The organism is Mesorhizobium sp. M1C.F.Ca.ET.210.01.1.1 (assembly GCF_004791585.1).
Classification (GTDB): domain Bacteria; phylum Pseudomonadota; class Alphaproteobacteria; order Rhizobiales; family Rhizobiaceae; genus Mesorhizobium.
Genome location: NZ_SRUU01000207.1, coordinates 1 through 291, shown reverse-complemented (window position 1 = coordinate 291; position 291 = coordinate 1). Strand labels below are relative to the sequence as shown.

The window sequence follows — 291 nt, the reverse complement described above, 5'->3', positions numbered from 1 at the left end:
CCAAGCCAATGCTCGTGGTTTATGGGCGCGAAGGGAGCGCCGACGATTTCATCGAATGCGTACGGACTGAAAAATGGTCCGAGCGAGGCAAGTGCAACGATTATGACGACCAGGACCAGCGCGATGCGAGCTGCTGGCTTCGCCAGGGTCAGGCGCAGGACGGAGCGGCGCATACGGTCTATCTCTCCGGCTAGGTCGTACCGCGCGCCACGCGCAGCCTTGGATTGAGAAGAAGGATCAGCGCTTCGGACACCAGGTTGATAAGTACATAAGTCGCCGTGATGATCAGCG

At 59.1% G+C, this 291-nt stretch carries 1 protein-coding gene; it reads left to right on the top strand.

Features of this window, described 5'->3' with window-relative positions; translation table 11 throughout:
• Positions 1–194: hypothetical protein (locus EN853_RS34445; RefSeq protein ID WP_210236103.1), on the top strand; the 194-nt coding region annotated here is incomplete at its 5' end.
• Positions 195–291: the final 97 nt, after the last annotated feature.